General features: G+C 33.9%; 11 protein-coding genes and 1 CRISPR repeat array. Of the genes, 1 reads left to right on the top strand and 10 read right to left on the bottom strand.

The features are described from left to right. Positions 1-29 precede the first annotated feature (29 nt). The 4 genes from AB8S09_RS11795 to larA form a co-directional block, all read right to left on the bottom strand. Positions 30-452 (bottom strand): cytidine deaminase, encoded by a 423-nt coding sequence (locus AB8S09_RS11795; protein ID WP_294185139.1) that lies wholly within the window; start codon positions 450-452, stop codon positions 30-32. 44 nt (positions 453-496) lie between these two features. Then, positions 497-1,270, bottom strand: coding sequence for a TIGR03915 family putative DNA repair protein (locus AB8S09_RS11790; protein ID WP_294185123.1), 774 nt, complete (start codon positions 1,268-1,270; stop codon positions 497-499). 14 nt (positions 1,271-1,284) lie between these two features. Continuing rightward, positions 1,285-2,553, bottom strand: coding sequence for a putative DNA modification/repair radical SAM protein (locus AB8S09_RS11785; RefSeq protein WP_294185122.1), 1,269 nt, complete (start codon positions 2,551-2,553; stop codon positions 1,285-1,287). A gap of 147 nt (positions 2,554-2,700) precedes the next feature. Beyond that, entirely contained in the window at positions 2,701-3,975 is a 1,275-nt protein-coding gene (larA, locus tag AB8S09_RS11780) for a nickel-dependent lactate racemase (RefSeq protein ID WP_369869191.1), read from the bottom strand. 519 nt (positions 3,976-4,494) lie between these two features. Between larA and AB8S09_RS11775 the strand changes: the two genes are divergently transcribed. After that, positions 4,495-5,847, top strand: a complete 1,353-nt coding sequence (locus AB8S09_RS11775; RefSeq protein ID WP_369869190.1) for an amidohydrolase family protein — start codon at positions 4,495-4,497, stop codon at positions 5,845-5,847. A 182-nt stretch (positions 5,848-6,029) separates the two neighbouring features. Here the strand turns inward: AB8S09_RS11775 and AB8S09_RS11770 are convergent, their stop codons facing one another. The 6 genes from AB8S09_RS11770 to cas1b all read right to left on the bottom strand — a co-directional run bounded on the left by AB8S09_RS11770 (position 6,030) and on the right by cas1b (position 24,529). Then, complete coding sequence (locus tag AB8S09_RS11770) at positions 6,030-6,185, bottom strand: hypothetical protein (RefSeq protein ID WP_294185305.1); 156 nt, start codon at positions 6,183-6,185, stop codon at positions 6,030-6,032. Positions 6,186-6,335: 150 nt separating this feature from the next. Continuing rightward, on the bottom strand, positions 6,336-6,788 hold the full coding sequence (locus tag AB8S09_RS11765; protein ID WP_294185303.1) for a DUF3021 domain-containing protein: 453 nt from the start codon (positions 6,786-6,788) through the stop codon (positions 6,336-6,338). A gap of 10 nt (positions 6,789-6,798) precedes the next feature. Then, a complete protein-coding gene (locus tag AB8S09_RS11760; protein ID WP_369869189.1) occupies positions 6,799-7,242 on the bottom strand; it encodes a LytTR family DNA-binding domain-containing protein in 444 nt (147 codons plus the stop codon). A 4,581-nt stretch (positions 7,243-11,823) separates the two neighbouring features. Then, positions 11,824-11,997, bottom strand: a complete 174-nt coding sequence (locus AB8S09_RS15855; protein ID WP_440132418.1) for a hypothetical protein — start codon at positions 11,995-11,997, stop codon at positions 11,824-11,826. Positions 11,998-12,098: 101 nt separating this feature from the next. Further along, positions 12,099-23,044: a CRISPR direct-repeat array (repeat unit 30 nt; unit sequence ATTTAAATACATCTCATGTTAAGGTTCAAC). A gap of 176 nt (positions 23,045-23,220) precedes the next feature. Then, positions 23,221-23,505 carry a CRISPR-associated endonuclease Cas2 gene (cas2, locus tag AB8S09_RS11755; protein WP_369869188.1) on the bottom strand — a complete coding sequence of 95 codons (285 nt, stop codon included), beginning with the start codon at positions 23,503-23,505 and terminating at the stop codon, positions 23,221-23,223. 19 nt (positions 23,506-23,524) lie between these two features. Further along, entirely contained in the window at positions 23,525-24,529 is a 1,005-nt protein-coding gene (gene cas1b / locus AB8S09_RS11750; protein WP_369869187.1) for a type I-B CRISPR-associated endonuclease Cas1b, read from the bottom strand. Between the last annotated feature and the right edge of the window lie 3 nt (positions 24,530-24,532).

The raw sequence follows: 24,532 nt of genomic DNA, 5'->3' as shown, positions 1-24,532 counted from the left end.
ACAAACCACCTCTTCTCTACTATTATACTTTATAACAAATTCTTTTTGGTAAAAGCTCCAGGAAAAATTTCATCAAGTGTCTTGACAATATACTCCTTTTCATTTTTGGCCAGAATTATTTTCATATGCGGTGAGGCAAATTCCGATATCACCTGCCTGCAGATGCCGCAGGGATATGTATATTTATCTTCCGCCCCAACTATGGCAATTGCATATAGAGTTTTATGTCCTTCAGACACTGCTTTGAATATGGCAGTCCTCTCCGCACAATTACTAGCTCCATAAGAAGCATTCTCTATATTACAACCGGTGTATATATTTCCACCTTGTGTTAATACAGCTGCACCCACCTTAAAGCCCGAGTAAGGCGCATAGGCGTTTTTTCTCCCCTGAAAGGCTTTCAAAATCAGTTTTTCACAATCAAGGTTCATACCCGTCTCCTCCTTTTGTATATTGCAATTTCTATGCTGCACCACATCAATCTTTCATTCAAAGATCATTCATTGTCTTTGAAATAGCTGCCTTTTTGAAATTCAGTCATATATTTCCAGTAGTGCTTGGGCATATTGCTTCTTCTATATTTAAAATTTCTCCTATCTTTGATCTCAACAGTGGTATAAAAGAGCTCCCATAATTTTCTGAAATGCTTCTCTCGGCTGTCCGGCTCTGCCATTTTAAAATTGCACATAGGAACAACAGCATACTGGCGGGGTCTATATACAAGTGCCATATTGTGGGTTTTGTCATGAATCAGAAAATGTTCACCCGCATATCTTCTGCAAAAATGCCCTGCAATAAGTGGAAGTACATAATTTTTAGGCCCGATTTGTGATACAAGGATGCCTCCCAAAATAGAAAATCTTATAAACCCCTTCAGGAGATGGCTTTCATTTTTTAAATGTCTTACAGCTTTGAGCATTTTATCTACATGCTCATCTTTAAACATGTACATAATCGGCGGCCCATAATGAAATCCCTTTCTCAAAAACATAAGCATGTTCAATTCTTTATGGGGCATACAAGTTAAAAAAGCATATTTTAAAAGTTCCAGGGCAGAGCTCCCTATTTTTTCAGGTATGGACTTAATTACTCTGGTAGATTTCTTCAAATCAGTCTCAATTTCCTTCACAGGAAAAAAAGTAGTCTGAAATCTGTCAGAAGATATAATATCCATGGGAATTTCTCTCTTATAATAACTTTCAAATACACAGCACATGATACCTTCAAAACTTCCATCATATTCATATATAAGACTTGATTTTTCAATCATATGTATTCCTCTCCTTATAAAAAAGACAGCTGCTCATATTTTACCCCAGAGGTAAAATCCTTATAATATCTGTTTAATGAATTTTTGGACATAAGTGCCCTTATGACGGAATCCTTCTCCACAGTCAGTCCATCCATTATTTTTCCTGAACACAAAATAAAGTACTGTGCCCTTTTAAGTACAACTCCCAATTTTTTAAGTGATTCAAAGCTCAATAAAAAATCCTTTCTGGCAGCTACAATTCTTTTTGCACTTTTCACGCCAATTCCAGGAACCCTGAGCAATTTTTCATAAGGTGCCCTATTTATTTCTACAGGGAAGTATTCTCTATGATTCAACGCCCAGTTACATTTAGGATCTATGTACGGATCAAAACTCTGGTGTCTTTCATCCAAAATTTCACCGGCTTTAAATCCATAATGTCTTAAAAGCCAATCAGCTTGATACAGCCGGTGTTCCCGCAAAAGAGGCGGCCTGGTGTTCACTTTGGGGAGCAGTGAATTTTCAGACACAGGTATGTAGGCAGAAAAAAACACCCTCTTGAGTTTATATTTCCTATAAAGACCTTCGGCCAGGTTCAAGATATGGAAATCGGTATCAGGAGTAGCACCTATGATCATCTGGGTGCTCTGGCCCGCCGGTGCAAATCCGGATGCATGACGATATCTTACAGTATCTTTTGAATTTTGCCTTATGCAGTCCCTAATATATCCCATAGGGGTTAAAATGGAGTGTTTTGACTTATCCGGCGCCAAAAGTTTCAGACTTTTCTGCGATGGAAGCTCAATATTTACACTCATTCTGTCTCCCAAAATACCAAGCTGATGTACAAGCCTGCTATCAGCTCCGGGAATAGCTTTCACATGTATGTATCCAAAAAATTTATAATCATTTCTTAAAATTTCAAGTACTCTGATCATTAGTTCACAGGTATAGTCTGGATTTCTGATCACACCAGAGCTTAAAAAAAGACCTTCTATATAATTTCTGCGATAAAAATTCATGGTCAGATCGGCCAATTCACACGGTGTAAAGGAAGTCCTTGGAACATCGTTTGAACGGCGGTTTACGCAGTATTTGCAATCATAGACACAGACATTCGTCATCAAGATTTTTAAAAGTGAAATGCACCTTCCATCCGCCGAAAAACTGTGGCATATTCCACAGGCAGCGGAACTTCCTATCCCACCGGCTTGTGCTCTTCTATTAACTCCACTGGAAGTACATGACACATCATACTTTGCAGCATCAGTGAGAATTCTCAATTTATCAAAAACATCCACAATACCACTTCCATTCTTTTCTTAATATTATCATGGAACGTCTGTTCTGTAAAGTGATTTTTTATACTTCAAAAGAAGATATCACTTCAATAAAGCAGCTGTCATCTACCATTTGATTTTCTCAAAGGTAAATGACAGCACCGCACTTTATCCTACAATTACACCTGCACCATCCGGTATAACGGTAACTTTTGCATCTTTTCCCAAAATATCATAGGCTTTATTCAAGGCCTCTTTCACGGTATAAGTATGCAACATGTGGATATTCTCTATAATTTCAGGATCACACATATCTGTAACTAAAATTACAGTATGCTCACTCAATATTCTGGCCAGCATCTGCGATTCCCACTGATCCGGCGTTGTATCCCTCCTTGAAACATTAGAAACCTTTTTCAAATATTCCTCAGGTGTCTTTACATTTGCCAGATTATCATAAAATGCCTGTCCGCCATGGCCGTCATTGCAGGCAGCTACCATTATAATCACACCACCCTTTCTGCAAGTCGCCTCAGCAGCCACCATTCCCTTAACAGACTGATATATATTCTGATCCAGAGGATATCCCCCGTTAGTGGAAATAACTATATCCGCTTCCACCTTTTTGACTTCCGACAGTTTTTTAACAAATTTGCAGCCTCTCTCATGGGCCAATTTGCAGTCACCTGCAAAGGCATTTATTATCTTTCTATTTTTATCTGTAACTACATTTAATATAAAGGCCAATTTTGCTTTTTCTGCAGCCCTGAGCATATCTTCATGAACCGGGTTATTCCTAAGGTTGCCAGTTCTGGCATAGGGACTTGCTATAAATTCAGCACAATGATTGGACATAATCGTTTTCGCAGAAGATATTCCCGGCAGTATGCTCTTTCTTCCTCCTGAAAATCCCGCAAAAAAATGAGATTTTATAAGTCCCTCCGCAATTAAAAGTTCCGTTTCCGCCGCCACTTTATTTATTTCAAGATCCCATCCAGAAGAAAAGCTGGCTATTTTAACCAATTTATTTCTGTCTCTTGAATCATGCACCACTATATTTTCATTTTCAACTATCTCACTCCCAAATTTATCTATAAGTTCCTGTCTCGTAGTAGCTCTGTGAAATCCTGTGGCAATTAAAATCTTTATATCAATGTCAGAATTTGCCCTTCTTATTCTCCTTAAAAGTATGGGCATCGTAATTTTACTCGGGAGTGGTCTTGTATGATCGCTGCTTATTATAACCATGTTGTTTTTACCTTTGACCAGTTTCTCCAATTTTGGAGAATCTATTGGATTATCAAGGGATTTTTCCACTATTTTCTCTTCTGTAAGCCCAGTCTCACAATTGAACTGCTCTGGTTCAAGTACTGCAGCAAAATTTTTATTATCGATTTCAACTTCAACAGTTTTTTTATTATAAGGTAATTTGACTATTGGCATAAATAGATCTTCCTCTCTATTTTATAATTTAATATATCCCATATTAAAACAATATATTTATTAGCACCAAAAAAACAGGGTATTGGTATAATGGTATTACCACTTACAGGTTAATTTTATCACAGGAACTCAAATACTTCTATATTTCTTCAATTTATTTATTTCTTTTCTGCAAAACAATACTTCCCACACAAAAATAAAACAGACATCCCCAAATAGGATGTCCACTTTAAAAAACAATAAAGATAATTTAATGGAGGCTGCATTTAAGTTTACAGTGCCCTGCAGCCACAGACACTAATGTAATTAATACTTTTTTATTTAAGAAGCGTTGGTATATTGTTATATTATATTTTGATCCTTAAAATAGCCTTAAAATTTCACAGCAATCTACTATTAACTTTTACAATACAATGTGTTAAAATAGCACATAAACAAATCTTCTCTTTATAATATAATATTTATAATAATATTTATACTTGTAAATCAAAAAAGAGAAATGAAAAAGGGGCTATTATTATGAACAAACGAAACAATATTCGTGCTTTTATTAACTGTAATATTATCGATGGAAAATTTGAAAAAGATAAAGATACTGTAAGAAAAGGTACAATACTGGTGGAAACTGCTGATGGAAAGGGGAAAATAAAATTTGTGGGGAATAAAGATGAAGTGAGCATTCCAAATAATTGCAAAATTGTGGACTTAAAAGACAAATATGTACTTCCAGGGCTTATAAATGCCCACGCACACCTTTTTGGTGATGGAAGCCCAACTTCACCAGAACAATTAAAAAGAACTCCAGATGAAAATTTGGAATACATGAAGTCTTCACTTGGAAAACACCTGATCAAGGAAACCATGAAAAAAAATGCAATGGCGGCACTTCATGCAGGAGTAACCACTTTTCGAAGCGTCGGGGATCCCTTTTATTACGACATAGAAGTAAAAAATGAAATAAAAAACAGCCCGGAAGTTGGGCCGACAATGCTGTGCGCAGGTCCTATGATATGCATAACGGGAGGTCATGGGTATAAATTTATATCCCAAGCCATAGACTCACCCTGGGAAGGGAGAAAAAAAGTTAGAGAACACATATACAATGGCACCGATCTAATAAAAATAGCCAATACCGGAGGAGTCACCGATTCTAAAAAAATAGGCGAAGCTGGAAGAGCTCAAATGACCTATGATGAGATTGCAGCAATATGCGATGAGGCACATAGGGCAGGCTATCTAGTAGCAAGCCACTGCCAAAGTACTAAGGGATTGAAGGAAGCTCTCAGAGCTGGAGTGGACACCATAGAGCATGGTGCTGAAATGGACGATGAGGTAATTTCCCTATTTAAACACAACCCTAGATCTTTAAGAGGATACAGTTCTCTTGCACCCACTTTTCTCACTATATATTATATATTAGGACTCAGTACAAAATACACTAAACTGACTGACATACAATTTGCCAACGGTAAAATAATAGAAAAACGTATGAGCTCAGGTTTTAAAACGGCCCTCAAAAATGGAATCAGGACAGCACTTGGTACAGATGCCGCCATGCCTTATGTAACTCACTACGGTACATGGAAGGAATTAAAACTCCATGTCAGAGATGGAGGAACTACAAATAGACAAGCTATAATGCATGCAACTAAATCCAATTCTGAAATACTAGGCATAGACAAAGAAGTCGGTACCCTGGAATCCGGAAAATATGCAGATTTTATTGTAGTAGATGGAGACCCCATTGAAAATTTAAATTATTTGGGCAGTCCTTACATGGTAGTCAAGAATGGTCAAATTGTGAAAAAAACAGATGACTACATCATACCTGAGATTGAAAATATGATAAAAAAATTGGACAAGGAAATGTAGTCGTAAGATCGATATTTAACTACTTAAATAGAAGGAAATGCTGCCAAGCTATTTTTAGAATATAGTTTGAACGGCATTTCCTTTTTGCTGCAATTTTTTATTGAATATAAAAAAACGGGCAGCTTTTTCAGCTGCCCCAGAAATTTATGCTTAGTATTATAGGAGTGTTTTATTTTATTGTACTAATTGTCAAGTAAATCTCTATTATAAGAGAAGTTGCACGGTTCACCATCACAATTTAATGCTACATCGTCGTCCTCCGCTGCAAATATAACTTTTTTATCTATAACATCCTCGTATAATCTTTCCTGAGCTTTCAAATTCTTTTCATTTTTCATAATCAATACCTCCATTTATATAATAAGATTTATAATCTATTAATAATCTCTATCAACTAATTATTATTATAGCATAAGTTGTCAATTAGTCAATACTTTTTAGAATATTTTATTTATAATTTTACTTACGTTATTTTGGATATTATTAAATTATCCATTCTTCAATTTGTCATTAATCTGTTTGATACTGTGTTTCCATACACCATATAGTGTTATCCATATTGCAATATATATTGCCAGAAATATGATAAAATAACCTGCAATACCGGCAAACGTGTGCTCCATCCAATGTGAAAAGTAAGCAATCGGTAACATTGTAAGAGAAGTTATGACAAAATGTATAATAGACTGCTTGGGAAAGCTCCAATCATCATTTTCCCATATTACAGAACCTGCCCCCAAAACGGCACCTAATAAACCTGACAGGATAAACTGCAGGACAACTGCATTTATCTGGCTCCCGCACTGTGACACCAGTTCGGGGGAGGCAGGTGAATAATAACCCTGTGCCAGAACTAAAGATATTACAATTGTTATGGTATAACTGATGAAAACTCCAATGGGAAACCCTAAAAATCCCCTCACAATAGCCTTGTTTTTCATATAAATCACCTCAAATTCCTAATACTTTTTTAATTTTGGAAACATAACGCCGGGAAACAAACGTTGTAATATTACCGCATAATTTCACACAGATTGTACCGCTGAAATTCAAATCCATATTTTCAACCTTCCTTAAATTTATAATTTCCGATTTTGATATCCTCACAAAGGTATTTTTATCAAGCCTTTCTTCAAGTTCATAAAGCCTCAGTCGAAGCAAGTATTCACTTTTTTCCGTTTGTGCATATATTTTTCGATTTGCCGCAAAAATGCGGACAATGTTGTCATGAGCAAGTATTTTCAGAGTACCGTCCCTAAAACCTGCTATAGTCTGTGGACGTGTATCCGAAAGTTTTTTAATCAACTCATCTACTTCATCCGTAATCCTGTTAGTTAAAATTATAATTTTAGACTCCTTGCAAGATTTATCGATCTTTATTTCAACCTGCATCATTTCACTTCCCTTTTTCTTTGCAATTATAGTATATATAGAACGATCCCTTTTGTATATCGGTTTTCTACAAGCGGTTGTTTACATCACATAAGCGGCAAATAAACTTTTCGTATCAGTTCATATTAGCATCACAGCATCTTGAATTCCTATATTTAGATAAAATTTCAAAATAAAAGCACCTACTAAAAAGTAAGTGTCAGTTTTTATAATATATTATTGCCTTAATATTCTTGCATATTTTTGAATCCGCTAAACTACCCTATTATCACCAAGTTTTGTTCTATCAAAATTCACACAAGAGAAAAATATCCTAAACTAAAAAGTAGAATTCTTTTATTATGAACTAAAAGCCACCTTTGTTGTATAATTTGCAGTGTATCTGGAAAAAACCATTAAAATATATATTGAAAATTGAAAAAATAAAAAGTACAGAGAGATCTGTACAGTACATTCCCAACAATGAATGTAAATGACAATTTAAAAAGTATTAATAATGAAATATGTAAAAATAATTTCGATAAGCTTATAGAAATGCACAATAAAGTAATAAGTGATCAGATAAATTAAATAAGGAATGTTTTGATGTGAGCCTGAAACTATCGTTAATTCTTTCAATGAGGGAGATTGATAGTGAAAATCTTATATAAATAGATTAGTTTAGTTATGTTAGTTTTCAAGTTAATATGGAAATTAGTATCATATACTTGCTACCATAAATTTCAATTCCCTATAGGCAATATAAGATCAGCTTACAGGCCATATTCCACTTGTCCATAAAATAGCTCTCAATTCTTTATAGATATTCTAAAATCAGATAAAATCGAAGTGAGAAATAACAGCGATATAGAATTTCAATTCCTTAAGGTATCCTAAAACTATTACACACATATGGAATATAAATATTACAAAGCTAGTTTCAATTCCTTACTAGGTATCCTAAAACCCTCTCTGAGTAGGCGTTTGCCGCCCACCCAACTAAATTTCAATTCCTTACTAGGTATCCTAAAACATAGAATATCAGAACTGGTTTTCCGTTAGCTGTCTCTAGTTTCAATTCCTTACTAGGTATCCTAAAACCACCCATCTAAAATCTTTGTCGGGGTTTAGGTACTGTTTCAATTCCTTACTAGGTATCCTAAAACTGTGGGCTTATGCATCCATTTGTTTTGTTCTCTAGTTTCAATTCCTTACTAGGTATCCTAAAACAATGGGCGTTCTCGCTCGAATGGTGGATGATGGGAAGGTTTCAATTCCTTACTAGGTATCCTAAAACCCTGACGGTGACGTCGTGGGTATATTTGCCAACTTAAAGTTTCAATTCCTTACTAGGTATCCTAAAACTCTCTCTGTTCTCGGAAAATGCTTCTCCGTATTCGTTGGTTTCAATTCCTTACTAGGTATCCTAAAACCCCATTGTATTCGGACAGCAAACCACGTATAGACAAAGTTTCAATTCCTTACTAGGTATCCTAAAACGTACAAAATTTATTATGAAACCTTGGGAGCAGGTGAGTTTCAATTCCTTACTAGGTATCCTAAAACCAATACCCTTCTTCATTAAAAAATACCTTGGTTGTTGGTTTCAATTCCTTACTAGGTATCCTAAAACCAGGAATAAGCAAGCCTATTATAATTACAGTGGATTAGTTTCAATTCCTTACTAGGTATCCTAAAACGCCCATTATTTGTTTTGTGGGCAAATACCCACAATGTTTCAATTCCTTACTAGGTATCCTAAAACTGGGATTACACATCAAGCAGCTACGGATAGAAAAAAGTTTCAATTCCTTACTAGGTATCCTAAAACTAAAACACCAATTCGCCTGGTCTAAGTCATTCACAAGTTTCAATTCCTTACTAGGTATCCTAAAACATATATAATAGCGATGGACAAGAAGTTGAACAAAAGTAGTTTCAATTCCTTACTAGGTATCCTAAAACAGAAATGGAAAGATAATTTCATGCAATATAATAAATAGTTTCAATTCCTTACTAGGTATCCTAAAACTCAGATGAGCAGGAACATCCTGTGCACAAAACCCTAGGTTTCAATTCCTTACTAGGTATCCTAAAACGAAGAGATATAGATCATATTGTTAATAGAAAACAAAAGTTTCAATTCCTTACTAGGTATCCTAAAACAACGGAGCTGTATAAAGTTCCCTACCTATGCCTATATGTTTCAATTCCTTACTAGGTATCCTAAAACCATTTCAACTTGCGTCATATCACTTTTTATTGCTTGTTTCAATTCCTTACTAGGTATCCTAAAACACAGTGCCCTAAAACAAATAAATAGCGTATATTCTGTTTCAATTCCTTACTAGGTATCCTAAAACATATTAGTTCTCATGTACTTTTACCCCCTTCTCTGGTTTCAATTCCTTACTAGGTATCCTAAAACTCTAACTTATTCTGATTTCATCTATATCTGCTGGATGAGTTTCAATTCCTTACTAGGTATCCTAAAACTGAATTACTTCCTTCTGTCCCTCTCTTGCTTGAAGTTTCAATTCCTTACTAGGTATCCTAAAACTCTCGCATCTGGTATAACCGGGACGCTGGCAACAGGTTTCAATTCCTTACTAGGTATCCTAAAACACCCTGTGCTTCTTTTATTGTGTTCAGCCCCGATCCAGTTTCAATTCCTTACTAGGTATCCTAAAACGGCAATCTATGGTCTTTTCTCTGGCTATACACACCCTGTTTCAATTCCTTACTAGGTATCCTAAAACAGATACTTGGCTTTTAAGTAAACGCAGCCTTTTGTTGTTTCAATTCCTTACTAGGTATCCTAAAACAGTAGACAACAATAATGTGGTTAGGTTCTCTATGGGGTTTCAATTCCTTACTAGGTATCCTAAAACAACAGGAAAACCAACAGAGGAGTTGGTAGAAAAATTGTTTCAATTCCTTACTAGGTATCCTAAAACAGTTATAACCTCGAATTCACGACGCTAGATAATTCCAGTTTCAATTCCTTACTAGGTATCCTAAAACAGCAAACATGAAGCTGTGATAACCCCGCTATTGTGGCGTTTCAATTCCTTACTAGGTATCCTAAAACCCGCAAATAAATCGACCGCAGGTATTGCCTGCTGTGGTTTCAATTCCTTACTAGGTATCCTAAAACATTATGGAAGGGGCATTTTACATGTCCCTGTCTATGTTTCAATTCCTTACTAGGTATCCTAAAACATGCACTACGTAAAATAGAAGGGCCTATAGCTATTGGTTTCAATTCCTTACTAGGTATCCTAAAACTTAAGATCACTTGAAAATCAGTCATTATTGCAGACTAAGTTTCAATTCCTTACTAGGTATCCTAAAACCGCCAATGACATGGCAAAATACGCCAGTGATTTGAAGTTTCAATTCCTTACTAGGTATCCTAAAACAAACCAGCTTGAAGGAAAAGACGTGGACATCTATAGTTTCAATTCCTTACTAGGTATCCTAAAACTAGGCATGGACAGGTCCGTAGCAGATGATGTGACTGGTTTCAATTCCTTACTAGGTATCCTAAAACTGTATTGCTTGCGAGCATGAAGGGAGCACTGCAAGGTTTCAATTCCTTACTAGGTATCCTAAAACATCACCAAAATATTGCCAACGCGAAGGCGGCAGGGAGTTTCAATTCCTTACTAGGTATCCTAAAACAACTGCCTGCCCTGTTGTAGGTGCCGTAGTAAGAGGTTTCAATTCCTTACTAGGTATCCTAAAACTTACAGTCGTAGGGAACGGGAATACATTGGTTGCAGTTTCAATTCCTTACTAGGTATCCTAAAACAAATGGGCGTTCTCGCTCGAATGGTGGATGATGGAAAGGTTTCAATTCCTTACTAGGTATCCTAAAACTTTTTCATATTTCTTGTTTCTTCGTGCGCCTTCCTTATGTTTCAATTCCTTACTAGGTATCCTAAAACCAAAAAACCTATTCTAGTTTATTATATTTTATTCTGTTTCAATTCCTTACTAGGTATCCTAAAACCGACAGAAGCATAAAAAACTATACTACCCAGATGAAGTTTCAATTCCTTACTAGGTATCCTAAAACACTGGATGACGCCAGTTTTACCAAAGGAATACAAAATTGTTTCAATTCCTTACTAGGTATCCTAAAACAATCATACAGACCATCCGTGGGGTATCAAAAAATAGTTTCAATTCCTTACTAGGTATCCTAAAACGGCGTTTTCTACAAAGTCATGTTTACGCCCCCAGAAGAGTTTCAATTCCTTACTAGGTATCCTAAAACAGGCTATCACGTTATTTACGGACGCCATTACGGTTGCGTTTCAATTCCTTACTAGGTATCCTAAAACGAGGACTTGGAAAACTACATGGAGAGAGCGGGAGGGTTTCAATTCCTTACTAGGTATCCTAAAACGTCGCACGCAAATGCAGAAGCTGCAGTGCCAGAAGGTTTCAATTCCTTACTAGGTATCCTAAAACTCGCATCCACAAAATCCTAAAGCTTTCCCAAATAGTTGTTTCAATTCCTTACTAGGTATCCTAAAACCTTTAGCCCCTATTTTTTATATAAATCTCTAGGAGGGTTTCAATTCCTTACTAGGTATCCTAAAACCCATCAAATACAGAATACACCAGCCTGTCCAAAATTGCAATATACAGGAAAATCTTTTGAAGAATTCCAAAAATCAATCCCAGGCCGCCAATTAACTGCAGATATAAAAATCGTCGACCTCCGGCAATTTTTGCTCTATTGAGGGTCGACAGTACAAAATCAATCAAACTATTTATAAAAATATTTTACTAGTTTTCTGATAATATATAAAAATAATATATAAAAAATTTTTCTTAAAACATCTAATTTACACCAATATTAACATAAGCACAAAATACATCTCATGTTAAGGTTCAACGATTTCTTATAACTGAATCAGGTTACTTAATGCTAGATTTAAATACATCTCATGTTAAGGTTCAACTGCTTTCTGGTCTTCAGTTACGTTAGATGTGGCTGTATTTAAATACATCTCATGTTAAGGTTCAACAAGTGACATGGTAGAAAGAGCCACGAATATAATAAAATTTAAATACATCTCATGTTAAGGTTCAACGAAAAGCCTTGAACCTACTAAGAAAGGAGCTGGAGGCAATTTAAATACATCTCATGTTAAGGTTCAACGCGAAAGGAGGGAAAATACGTACACGGATATAATATTTAAATACATCTCATGTTAAGGTTCAACCTGGAGCCGCGGGCTTGTTTCTTTTCCGTTCATCTAATTTAAATACATCTCATGTTAAGGTTCAACACAGCTACAACAGCCAAAGGATAGCTATGCAATAGCATTTAAATACATCTCATGTTAAGGTTCAACTCCAAAAATCGACAAAAAACTGCTTCTAAACAGTCATTTAAATACATCTCATGTTAAGGTTCAACAGATGCCCATATTGTAAAAAGCCTTATGTCATAGATTTAAATACATCTCATGTTAAGGTTCAACCGGCGTTTTCCTCTATTCCGCCGCTTTCCTTTAGGTCATTTAAATACATCTCATGTTAAGGTTCAACTATCCTTTGGCTGTTTAAGTTGTTCCTCAAGTTTATATTTAAATACATCTCATGTTAAGGTTCAACCTTCCTATGGCCTGCAAAACATCCATAAGTAATTAATTTAAATACATCTCATGTTAAGGTTCAACTACTTTAAGGAATCCACTGCATTCAAATTCCAGTATATTTAAATACATCTCATGTTAAGGTTCAACATATCCAGCAGATGTAGACTTGTAATACCTAAAAAATTTAAATACATCTCATGTTAAGGTTCAACATTGCTCCTTTATTTAACATTCTTAATTCCAAGTTGATTTAAATACATCTCATGTTAAGGTTCAACGGACATTATGAGGATAAGAGTAGATTTTTATGTAAAATTTAAATACATCTCATGTTAAGGTTCAACCCCATGTAGATGGGCTGGCAGCAAGTGCGGCGTCCGATTTAAATACATCTCATGTTAAGGTTCAACAGGACAAAGGTATTGTAATGAATGTACTAAGAAGTAATTTAAATACATCTCATGTTAAGGTTCAACAATATATGTGTTTATGCATTGGAATAGGAGGATATAATTTAAATACATCTCATGTTAAGGTTCAACAGTTAAACAAGTTTATTTCATCCAGAACAGCAAAGAATTTAAATACATCTCATGTTAAGGTTCAACTATACAAGGACTTTATCCATTAGACCCCACTAAAATATTTAAATACATCTCATGTTAAGGTTCAACATAAAAAAATATGAAACTATGCAGAGAGCTAGATGATTTAAATACATCTCATGTTAAGGTTCAACTTATCCATGTTAATCCCTCCATAACTTTCTAAATTATTTAAATACATCTCATGTTAAGGTTCAACAGAAAATACGCATGAATTCAGTAGGCGGGGAAAAGGATTTAAATACATCTCATGTTAAGGTTCAACGGATAAATACAAAAAAATAATCCATGGAAAGGAAGTAATTTAAATACATCTCATGTTAAGGTTCAACATAGGCCGTGACAAGATTATGGAGCTTGTACATGCATTTAAATACATCTCATGTTAAGGTTCAACTGTATGGGCATATTTGTTGGGATTATGGCTGTAGCATATTTAAATACATCTCATGTTAAGGTTCAACAGACTTGGAACATGCTAGAAGCTGGTGCGATTTATGATTTAAATACATCTCATGTTAAGGTTCAACTTTTTCCCATACCCATAATATTTATGGAATAGTTTAATTTAAATACATCTCATGTTAAGGTTCAACATAAGCTGCTTTTTCATGTCCATTCTAGCAAGTAATTTAAATACATCTCATGTTAAGGTTCAACATAAGCTGCTTTTTCATGTCCATTCTAGCAAGTCATTTAAATACATCTCATGTTAAGGTTCAACAGGTACAAGGATTATAGTCAAAATTATTAACATTTATTTAAATACATCTCATGTTAAGGTTCAACGGAAGAAAGTTTAGAATTACAATCTAATCTCAATACATTTAAATACATCTCATGTTAAGGTTCAACTTGCCGACAAGGTTGCAGATGCCATATTTGGAATCCATTTAAATACATCTCATGTTAAGGTTCAACTAGAGAAGAAATAGCAAAATTGGCGGGGGTAAGCCAATTTAAATACATCTCATGTTAAGGTTCAACGAAAAACTACAGGAGGTTAAAACAATTTTTAGAAATAATTTAAATACATCTCATGTTAAGGTTCAACAGAAATTATTATAATCAGGTGGCATATGGGAGGATAATTTAAATACATCTCATGTTAAGGTTCAACAGGAAGTGCAGATGTAATCAGTTCTGCTGTAAGAGGATTTAAATACATCTCATGTTAAGGTTCAACGAGTCAAAGCAATGGAAAACCAGACCTAGCAGATGCATTTAAATACATCTCATGTTAAGGTTCAACGGAACAGAACAAGAAAGGGTAGGTGATTAAATGACATTTAAATACATCTCATGTTAAGGTTCAACAATCACACAGGTGGATATATTCCGTCCAAAGAAGGATTTAAATACATCTCATGTTAAGGTTCAACTATCCTCCTTGGAGTTACAGCTGCCAACACCTTCTGATTTAAATACATCTCATGTTAAGGTTCAACTACTATAACTACGGCGAAAATTGGAGATCTATCCGATTTAAATACATCTCATGTTAAGGTTCAACATTAGTAGCTCCAGGTACAGCAAATACTTTAAAATAATTTAAATACATCTCATGTTAAGGTTCAACAGAAGACTGCTTTAGGGCGTACTTTTTATTTGTTAATTTAAATACATCTCATGTTAAGGTTCAACTTAAAGGACAATAATGATAAGGCAAAACAGATAGCATTTAAATACATCTCATGTTAAGGTTCAACAAGCTTCTTGGAACTTACATGTTAAAGGACAATAAATTTAAATACATCTCATGTTAAGGTTCAACTTACAGGTCCAGAACCTGTTGCAACTCGTCCTGTTCATTTAAATACATCTCATGTTAAGGTTCAACGCAATATCTATATTATTCAATATAGGTATATAAGCTATTTAAATACATCTCATGTTAAGGTTCAACTTATATCAGTTAACCAATCAAGGTAAATCCACCTCATTTAAATACATCTCATGTTAAGGTTCAACTGAATCTTATATTGAAATAGTAGAAGCAGAGGATAATTTAAATACATCTCATGTTAAGGTTCAACGTAATAAGCAATAAAGGGGATCCTCTTGGAAAGTAATTTAAATACATCTCATGTTAAGGTTCAACATGTAATACTTAGCGAGGCTATTGCTAATAGAGGAACATTTAAATACATCTCATGTTAAGGTTCAACAGTAATTATTAAGTTAAAATAATGGGGGAATATTAATTTAAATACATCTCATGTTAAGGTTCAACAAATTCAACAAGAGTTAGGCAGAAGGTGAGGATACAATTTAAATACATCTCATGTTAAGGTTCAACTGCTACTATTTCATCTATGTTTTCTTTTGTATACTCATTTAAATACATCTCATGTTAAGGTTCAACGAGAAAAGAAAAAGAAGAAGCCTTAAATAAAAAACTATTTAAATACATCTCATGTTAAGGTTCAACGCGATAGAAGGGCACCCATCTAAGGGCCTGATGCAAAATTTAAATACATCTCATGTTAAGGTTCAACAATAATACAGGACCTAAAAAGAGAGCAACCGAAGAATTTAAGTACATCTCATGTTAAGGTTCAACAATAATACACGACCTAAAAAGAGAGCAACCGAAGAATTTAAATACATCTCATGTTAAGGTTCAACGAAGAGACATATGCAGTACACCAAAAGAATGGGCAATTTAAATACATCTCATGTTAAGGTTCAACGTCACCGCATGATCTTATAGACGAATTATTTACCCTATTTAAATACATCTCATGTTAAGGTTCAACAAGACGATATATCTACTTAACACACTACAAAGACATATTTAAATACATCTCATGTTAAGGTTCAACATGCATCTCCTAGTTTGAAATTATTTTTTATTTTTATTTAAATACATCTCATGTTAAGGTTCAACAAAAGTAGTTCTAAACTTTTTAGAGCATGGTGAAAAATTTAAATACATCTCATGTTAAGGTTCAACTAAATGTCCAAATATCAAAAGATACAAATTATACAGAATTTAAATACATCTCATGTTAAGGTTCAACGAGTAAAGTTTATCTTCGGCAAGGTGAATTGGGAGAAATTTAAATACATCTCATGTTAAGGTTCAACCATCCGATTTTGATAATATAATGCCATGGGCAGGAAATTTAAATACATCTCATGTTAAGGTTCAACAAGAGCTTTAGGTGGACATGGCAGTAGAGCATACAAATTTAAATACATCTCATGTTAAGGTTCAACCAAGATAGGCATTTATACGGGGTTAAGTTTCTACTAATTTAAATACATCTCATGTTAAGGTTCAACGCGGATAATGTAAGCAATATTATTCTAGTAACTTCATTTAAATACATCTCATGTTAAGGTTCAACCCGGAGTAAGCCCGGAGTCTGTGTAAGTTTTCTCTGATTTAAATACATCTCATGTTAAGGTTCAACAAACTTCAAAGATGGCAAAATCGTGAAAAGCGACAAATTTAAATACATCTCATGTTAAGGTTCAACTTGAAGAGCTAGAAGCGAAAAGTAACAAAATACTAGCATTTAAATACATCTCATGTTAAGGTTCAACGGGATATATAAAAAATATAGACACAGATATGAATAATTTAAATACATCTCATGTTAAGGTTCAACTACTTTCCGGTACAGAAGGTACGCTTTGGATTAACGGATTTAAATACATCTCATGTTAAGGTTCAACCTGAGGCGAAAAGGTCTGCCATGATTCAGGAATACAAATTTAAATACATCTCATGTTAAGGTTCAACGTTGCTACAAATGAGGAATTGTCTACTCTGCCTACATTTAAATACATCTCATGTTAAGGTTCAACAGGGGCGTTTGAAGCGATTTAGAAATTTAGGAGGTGATTTAAATACATCTCATGTTAAGGTTCAACAGCAAGTATTACTGCCGAAATAGGAGCCGCAAGAGAATTTAAATACATCTCATGTTAAGGTTCAACGTGTTATAAAAATAGTTGGGTATCCTTAGACATGGATTTAAATACATCTCATGTTAAGGTTCAACCCAGAAAGCAATGTCCAGATGTTCGATTTTAGTGAGATTTAAATACATCTCATGTTAAGGTTCAACGAAGAAAAAGAAGAGGAACAGGAATTAACTATAGAATTTAAATACATCTCATGTTAAGGTTCAACGTATTTGCATCCATCCAAGTTTCATCATCCATTAATATTTAAATACATCTCATGTTAAGGTTCAACGTTTTATGGGTAGATAAGGTTAGCAATTTAAAACTATTTAAATACATCTCATGTTAAGGTTCAACAAACATAGAGAAATTGATAGAGATAAAATACTTGAATTTAAATACATCTCATGTTAAGGTTCAACTTTCAAACTAGGAGATGCATTGGAGCTAATGGACTAATTTAAATACATCTCATGTTAAGGTTCAACCTAAAGGTGATATTGAAAGGCTTAAAACATTACTGCAATTTAAATACATCTCATGTTAAGGTTCAACTGCTATGGCACAGGCTAAGTCAGATGCCAAAGAGGGATTTAAATACATCTCATGTTAAGGTTCAACAGCCATCTGTACCCACATATTAAGGTCTTTGGTCAATTTAAATACATCTCATGTTAAGGTTCAACAGAATAAGAGTAACGCTGGAAATGGATGTTAGAAAATTTAAATACATCTCATGTTAAGGTTCAACATTTAAATAGCAAGAATAAAGGAGAAAAAGAGAAGATTTAAATACATCTCATGTTAAGGTTCAACAAAACAGATTTACGCTTTACAATATCAACTGAATAAATTTAAATACATCTCATGTTAAGGTTCAACCCAGAGGATATCGAAAGCGAGGAATAAATATGGAATTTAAATACATCTCATGTTAAGGTTCAACAATAATACAGGACCTAAAAAGAGAGCAACCGAAGAATTTAAATACATCTCATGTTAAGGTTCAACTAAAACCATGTAAAGTAATTCTTTAGCTTCATCTATATTTAAATACATCTCATGTTAAGGTTCAACGAATAGCTTCCTGTGAAGACTTCTTAGTTTCAAAATATTTAAATACATCTCATGTTAAGGTTCAACTAGGTAGGGAACTTTATACAGCTCCGTTTATATGGGATTTAAATACATCTCATGTTAAGGTTCAACGGTATTTAGAACTGGGGAGTTTATACCAGGTCGATAATTTAAATACATCTCATGTTAAGGTTCAACAGAAAACTGCCACAAGGAGGAATAAAAATGATAAAATTTAAATACATCTCATGTTAAGGTTCAACCGGGAGATAGAAGGGCAGGAACAACAGGGCTTTATTGATTTAAATACATCTCATGTTAAGGTTCAACCTCTATGAACCATTTGCCATATAGAAGTTCTTGAAGATTTAAATACATCTCATGTTAAGGTTCAACCATATAGAAAGCTACAACGTATTTATTTTTACCGTCATTTAAATACATCTCATGTTAAGGTTCAACTATTGTGCAAGTTGCGGGGCGTGGGTGGATCCCTTATTTAAATACATCTCATGTTAAGGTTCAACAAGGATGACACCAGATATGCAGAGTAAAATAATAAGATTTAAATACATCTCATGTTAAGGTTCAACAAAAACCCAAATACAAAAACCCTACAAAGAATAGCATTTAAATACATCTCATGTTAAGGTTCAACAGTGGTTTTAGGAGGGAGGAAATTGTTGCTCTTGAAAATTTAAATACATCTCATGTTAAGGTTCAACACTATTAGGTATTGTCCGCAGTGTTCTATCACAGCACATTTAAATACATCTCATGTTAAGGTTCAACCAAAAGATAGCCGACGCCCTAGGGGTCTCCGTGAGATTTAAATACATCTCATGTTAAGGTTCAACCCAAGAACAAAAGAACAAATCCAAGCCTAGAAGCTAATTTAAATACATCTCATGTTAAGGTTCAACTTATGTAACTGGATATCTACAAAGCATAGCCCTAGAATTTAAATACATCTCATGTTAAGGTTCAACTCTCTTTTGGTGGCATCATAAGCATTTAAATAATTCATTTAAATACATCTCATGTTAAGGTTCAACGTAAATTTGCTTTCTCCGCTTTTATTAAACAAGGATTATTTAAATACATCTCATGTTAAGGTTCAACGGAAATTGTTGCTCTTGAAATGAATGACTTGGACTTATTTAAATACATCTCATGTTAAGGTTCAACGGACATTGTTGCTCTTGAAATGAATGACTTGGACTTATTTAAATACATCTCATGTTAAGGTTCAACGGACATTGTTGCTCTTGAAATGAATGACTTGGATTTATTTAAATACATCTCATGTTAAGGTTCAACTTCATAAGCTCCGGAGCATTGTAGATTTCAGCCATCTATTTAAATACATCTCATGTTAAGGTTCAACTAGAATTATCACTACGAAAGGTGGTGATAATATGGCATTTAAATACATCTCATGTTAAGGTTCAACTGTTTAACAAATAGTTATAGTATGGAGTGTAAAAAAATTTAAATACATCTCATGTTAAGGTTCAACGGCAAGAGAAAATAAAGTTGCCGCAGTTAAAAAAGCATTTAAATACATCTCATGTTAAGGTTCAACCCAGAATGTTATTAAAAGCACTCTCAAATCGGGACAATTTAAATACATCTCATGTTAAGGTTCAACAGAATAGAGCAGAGGAACTACTGAACAAGCAGTAATTTAAATACATCTCATGTTAAGGTTCAACCGACGGTGCTGAAGAAGGACTCCCTGATTTGGAAAAATTTAAATACATCTCATGTTAAGGTTCAACTGATGATACTGTACAAACATAATACCAAAATCGACAATTTAAATACATCTCATGTTAAGGTTCAACGGCTCGCCATGAAAAGCCTAATTGATACTGTACGGCATTTAAATACATCTCATGTTAAGGTTCAACTATATGTGCTTTCGGAGAGGCAGAAAACATAATCGATTTAAATACATCTCATGTTAAGGTTCAACCTAGCATCCCTATGAAAATAAAGGGAAAATTTCTAGATTTAAATACATCTCATGTTAAGGTTCAACCCTACAGTTATATTGTCTGCATTAAGATTTATAACGTATTTAAATACATCTCATGTTAAGGTTCAACATATATCGAAATTTTAGCCGAGAACGCCCTTAAAATATTTAAATACATCTCATGTTAAGGTTCAACGATTAGAAGACTACAAAAATTATCCAATTAAAATATTTAAATACATCTCATGTTAAGGTTCAACACAAAGATGAGAAAGGCGTACGGGATTGTTTCTCTGATTTAAATACATCTCATGTTAAGGTTCAACCATATTGATACCCAAGTTCCAATACAGGGGCAAGACATTTAAATACATCTCATGTTAAGGTTCAACATGGCGGCGTTAAAAGGGATCGAAGGCATAATTGATTTAAATACATCTCATGTTAAGGTTCAACCCAGCGTTTAAATTTCTTTGCCGTTGGAAGTTTAGAATTTAAATACATCTCATGTTAAGGTTCAACAAATTAGCTGAAAAAATGCTTATTAATCATTGGTAATTTAAATACATCTCATGTTAAGGTTCAACAGGAAAAGCATTTACAAGAAATGTAAGCAAATATTATTTAAATACATCTCATGTTAAGGTTCAACTAGGCATCCACATGATTTTTGCCCGCCCTGCAGATTATTTAAATACATCTCATGTTAAGGTTCAACATGCCGAGCCATCATTGACTACATGGTATTTAGCTGATTTAAATACATCTCATGTTAAGGTTCAACTCATCAATTGCTTTTTCATGTCCATTCTAGCAAGTCATTTAAATACATCTCATGTTAAGGTTCAACGTATCAAGTGCTTCAGGTGCGGCATCCACAACCATTATTTAAATACATCTCATGTTAAGGTTCAACTCATCAATTGCTTTTTCATGTCCATTCTAGCAAGTCATTTAAATACATCTCATGTTAAGGTTCAACGTATCAAGTGCTTCAGGTGCGGCATCCACAACCATTATTTAAATACATCTCATGTTAAGGTTCAACATAAAGTTTGTGACCTCCTTAGTCCTGGGATGAACCAATTTAAATACATCTCATGTTAAGGTTCAACCATGCATAAGTCCCGCTATAGCTTGTAATGCTCCTGATTTAAATACATCTCATGTTAAGGTTCAACTTTAATGCAAGAAAAGCAAAGGATTTAACTAGAGCATTTAAATACATCTCATGTTAAGGTTCAACCCCGGTTATTGCACTGGCACAGATAAACCGTGGTGCATTTAAATACATCTCATGTTAAGGTTCAACCCACTATTTTGATGTAGTCTCCGAGCTTGTAATTCAATTTAAATACATCTCATGTTAAGGTTCAACCGGGAAGCCAATGCGTCCAATACCTGGTTTGCAATGATTTAAATACATCTCATGTTAAGGTTCAACTAGTTCACAGGAGGGAACAATATGTTAAAAGATCTGATTTAAATACATCTCATGTTAAGGTTCAACGGAAATTGTTGCTCTTGAAATGAATGACTTGGATTTATTTAAATACATCTCATGTTAAGGTTCAACAACGTGGAAGCTATGTAACTTCTCAAAGGAAATTAAATTTAAATACATCTCATGTTAAGGTTCAACGATTGTTAGCTCTGCCGTGGACAATGTCGTTCAAATAATTTAAATACATCTCATGTTAAGGTTCAACATTTAATAAATTGTCCCATATCAGTAATGGTCTTGGATTTAAATACATCTCATGTTAAGGTTCAACACTGAACAAGATAAATGAGGAATTTGATACCAAGGCATTTAAATACATCTCATGTTAAGGTTCAACCTGAGGAAATGCGACAAAGCTGTGGAACTGTACTTATTTAAATACATCTCATGTTAAGGTTCAACCATTATATTATCTCCCCAATAAATATGTCTAAAATATTTAAATACATCTCATGTTAAGGTTCAACATAGAGTCATGGATGCCCGAATATGCAAATAAGTAATTTAAATACATCTCATGTTAAGGTTCAACGCTCCCCAATGCAATAATTACGGATATTACTTTTAATTTAAATACATCTCATGTTAAGGTTCAACTGGGCAAAGAAGAACTGGGAATTAGGAGGCTCGCCAATTTAAATACATCTCATGTTAAGGTTCAACATTTTGTTTATAATTTTATATATCTTTTCTTCATGCATTTAAATACATCTCATGTTAAGGTTCAACTCAATTATAGGGGTAGAAGGTTGTATAAAGACATAATTTAAATACATCTCATGTTAAGGTTCAACATAGGTAGAGTAAAAAGCTTAGATAGAAAAATAATATTTAAATACATCTCATGTTAAGGTTCAACGTAGAATAGCAATTTTGAAGCTGTATTATAAGACATATTTAAATACATCTCATGTTAAGGTTCAACTACTGTACGGCTTGAGAAAGGCAAGATGTCGGAAGAATTTAAATACATCTCATGTTAAGGTTCAACGAAGAAAATGCATCAAGAATATCTAAACTTATTCTATTTAAATACATCTCATGTTAAGGTTCAACCCGCCGACAATCTTTAGGGCCATGTCAAACAGACCTGATTTAAATACATCTCATGTTAAGGTTCAACTAATGTAAATTAGCCATTCTTTATTTCTATTATAAGACTTAAAGTCCCATAAATAAAGCATTTTGATGAAAATTTTCCAGCCAATTTTCCTTTTTTAAAAAGTAAACAAAAAAGTGCCTCAATCCATTTTAATTCAAGATATTGAAGCACTTTTAAAATTCATTTCGGTTGGAAAATTAAAGTATTAAATTTTCAGTATTATTTACATTTACTCCCAAAGTTTCTTCATCAAAACAACTGTCATTTATAAGCTTTATTATTGTTATAAAATCTTTCCCTTCAACAATTTTATTCAATTCACTTTTCAATTTTATCAATTTTGAAGGAGTTATGACCCCCCTGAAAACAGAATTTTGATGGTGATAAAAATATTTCTTACATATTTTAAATACCTTGTTCACCCTTTTTTCATTCACATCATAAAATACAAAGGCGTAATTGAAATTAAAATTTTTCGCCATAAAGCACTGCCCCCAATTCTTACATCATATTCTTTAAGCTGAAAGGTCTAAAATCTTCACCTTCTACCAAATATTTTATAAGCTTGTATCCGTCTAATTTTATAGCTGTCTTGTAACTTACCTTTCTTTTAAGTTTTTTATGTTCAAAAATACTTTCAAATCTCTGTTCAATGGCTTGTACAAATATCTTCTTGCCTTCCTCATTCAAAAGACAGTAATTATACTTCTTATCAAAATGCTTGCTCACTTGAATCTGCTTCGTATTTATAAGTTCAAAAATTGTCCTGTACACTATAACCGGCTTGAAAACTTCAGACAGATCAAGGCTTAAAGAAAATCTGCCCTCAGAGGGCTCGTGCAAATAACTTATGGTTTGATTCAGGTGGGTATTATAAATTTGAGATACGGTCTTGGAATACAAAATAGAATTTCCAAAAGATATAAGTGCATTTATAGGATTGTCCGGCGGCCTTTTCACTCTTTTGTTAAGTATGAAATCCTCAGGAAGAATATATTTGAAATTCTCATAAAATCTCTGCCATATTTCACCTTCAATTCTCAATATTTGTTTTATGTTCAGATTGTCATTTCCTAAATACTCGGAAATTTTTTCTCTCAACCAATTAATAGTAGAATATACTTCTTTTTTATCATGTCTGTAGTAATGATAGAGCACTTCACATATATTATCCGCTATACCTTGTACAAATGCCTTTGCTATATAGTTTCTGTTATTCAAAAAAGCTTCCACCTGTTTTATAGTGACTTTGCCGCTTACCAGGGTTTCTTTAGGATAAAAACTACCGCTGTAGTATCCATAGTAATTAAAAAAGTGAATTACTATCCCGGCTTTCGCAGCAAAATCAAGAAATTTGCTGTTCACCGTGATTTCATTCATACAGTATATTTCCCTTGTGGATTCTATAGGCAGATAAAAATTTCCCTTTTCATTGTGAAATAAAACAGAATTGTCCTTTCTCTTGAGTTCACCCATACTCATCAAATACTTAGTACCGCTGGCCATGAA

Source organism: Clostridium lapidicellarium, from assembly GCF_041224415.1.
In the GTDB taxonomy this organism is placed as follows: Bacteria; Bacillota; Clostridia; order Clostridiales; family Clostridiaceae; genus Clostridium_B; species Clostridium_B lapidicellarium.
This window is presented reverse-complemented; position numbering and strand designations above follow the sequence as displayed.